The 2,630-nt window shown below is 47.3% G+C and carries 1 protein-coding gene; it reads left to right on the top strand.

Going from position 1 to position 2,630, the window contains the following annotated elements; genetic code table 11:
* Positions 1-2,630, top strand: a 2,630-nt coding sequence (locus BLU98_RS17950) for an RHS repeat domain-containing protein (RefSeq protein ID WP_504739190.1), incomplete at both ends; no start/stop codon positions are given.

Genomic DNA, 2,630 nt, shown 5'->3' with positions numbered 1-2,630 from the left:
CGGATGATTGCCAAGAAAGTGCCGGGTGCAGGCTGGGTATACATGATCTATGATAAAAGAGACCGGCTGGTATTTACCCAGGACGCTAATATGGGTGCTACCGCCCAGTGGTTGTATACCTTGTACGATGGACTCAACCGTCCTGTGCAAACGGGTATGCTCACCTATACCGGTACCCCGGCTGCTTTGCAGAGTTATGTAACTGCCAATACAGGTAACAATAATGCCGGTACCGTAACCACCAGTGGTACTTATGTGCTGGCCACCCCCACGGACTTATCCATAGGTGTGAGGGAAGTGGGCCGGGGCAGTTACCAGGCTTCGGGCAGCATCAGCTTCACCGATGGGTTTTCGAGTGAGGGCACTGCAGAGTTCACGGCACAGATCGTAGCGGCCACCCCTGCCAGCTTCAGTAATACGGTAACAGTGATGGATAACCCGCTTGCTGTGGGAACCAACCCCATCCCGCTGACCTATACTTATTATGATGATTACAGTGCTACGTCTAAGACTTATAATACTACCAACAATAGCAAACTGGGTATTGGTAACAATGTATATGGAGACAGCCTTCCACCCGCTGCCAGTGCTCAAATCCGCGGCCTGACCACTGTTACCCGGGTAAGGGTGATAGAAAACCCAGCCAACCTGGCCCAGGGTAACTGGATGGAAACAGCCATATTCTATGATAACAAAGGCAGGGTGGTACAAACCAATGCAGATAATTACCGTGGAGGCCAGGACATCACTACCCATCGCTATGATTTTAATCATAAGCTGATTTGTAGCTACCTGCTGCACAACAACCCGGCTGGCAATGATGTGGAAAGGATAAGAACAAATTTTGATTACGACCATGCCGGCCGATTGCTTACTGTTACCAAACAACTCAATGATAATGACAGCACCAAACGCTTTGTAGCCAGGAACAGTTACGATGCGTTGGGGCAATTACTGCGTAAAGAACTAGGCCAGAAATCCATGACCGATACTACTGCCCTGAACAACCAGGATTACAGCTACAATATCCGCGGTTGGCTCAAGGGCATGAACTGGAACTATGGAGCAGCTTCTGGGCCTACTACATCGCAGATGAATATAGCCGGCAACAAATGGTTTGCGATGGATTTGAGCTACGATTGGGGTTTTGGCAGCAATCAGTTCAATGGGAATATAGGAGGCCAGCGATGGCAGAGCGCCGGCGATGGGGCAGAGCGGGCTTATGGCTATGGTTATGATGCTGCCAACCGGTTGCTCTATGGAGACTTTAACCAGCACTTTGGTAGCAACTGGCAGAAATCCGATCCTGCTAATGCCAATTTTACGATCGACTTCTCAGTGAAAATGGGAGATGGCATCAATGCATCGAGCGCGTATGATGCCAATGGGAATATCCTGGCTATGCAGCAGCAGGGTCTGAAGTTGAATGCCAGCTCACTGATTGATAACTTGAGCTACAATTACAACAGCAACAGCAACAAACTACTCAATGTGATCGATGCCCAGAATGATCCCAATACGATACTGGGAGATTTTAGGGCTTCACAGACTTATTTGAACAGTATTGGTAGTAAAACTGCAACCACAGCGGACTACAGCTATGATAACAATGGTAACCTGTTGAAAGACCTTAATAAAAATATCGGAAACGGCAGTGCTAGAGGCATTACTTATAATCACCTGAATCTTCCTTATCTGATCAATGTAGCAGGTAAGGGAACCATCACCTATATCTATGACGCAACAGGCAACAAGCTGCAAAAGCGCACCTATGATTCATTAAAGAGTATCCTTACCATGACCACGGATTACCTGGGAGGTTTTGTATATGAAAACAGTGTGCTGCAATTCTTGGATCATGAAGAAGGAAGGGTGAGACTGAACCATAATGTATCAGTGAGCAGCCCTGCGGTATTCGTCTATGATTATTTTGTAAAAGATCACCTGGGTAATACCCGCATGGTACTGACCGATGAGCAGCAGCAGGGTGTGTATCCAGTAGCCACCCTGGAAGACGGAGCTGTAGCAACAGAGGGTAATTATTATGCGATCAACACAGCAGCTATTGTACCTAACCCCGCTTCATTGACACCCACTTATCCGAACAACAATGGTAACCCGCCTTATAATACTAACCCGACGAGTAATACCACAGCTACCAGCCTGAAGATATACCGGCTCAACGGTGCTACAGGTGACAAGATGGGATTGGGTATTACGTTAAGAGTGATGGCAGGTGATAATGTGGCGATCTATGGCAAGAGCTTCTGGCAGGGTGGTACCCCCACTAATACAGGATATAATATTGTAGTGAACAACCTGCTGATAGCATTAGCAGGAACAAGTGCAGTTGCTGGCACCGGTAAAGCTACAGCAGCCGCATTAACAGGTTCAGCAGTGACGCCTGGAGATGTGAACAACTGGCTCACAAATAATGAACCAAATACAGGTATCCGCCCCAAAGCCTACATCAACTGGATACTGTTTGATGAGCAGTTTAGGGTGGTGAGTGCAAGCAGTGGATTCAGTATGGTGAGTGATGCGAATGTAGTATATACACATCCGCCACAAAGTGTAGGCATCGCCAAGAATGGGTACCTTTATGTGTATTGTTCAAATGAGAGTAACAT

The sequence above is a fragment of the Hydrobacter penzbergensis genome (assembly GCF_900106985.1).
Taxonomy (GTDB): domain Bacteria; phylum Bacteroidota; class Bacteroidia; order Chitinophagales; family Chitinophagaceae; genus Sediminibacterium; species Sediminibacterium magnilacihabitans.
This window is presented reverse-complemented; position numbering and strand designations above follow the sequence as displayed.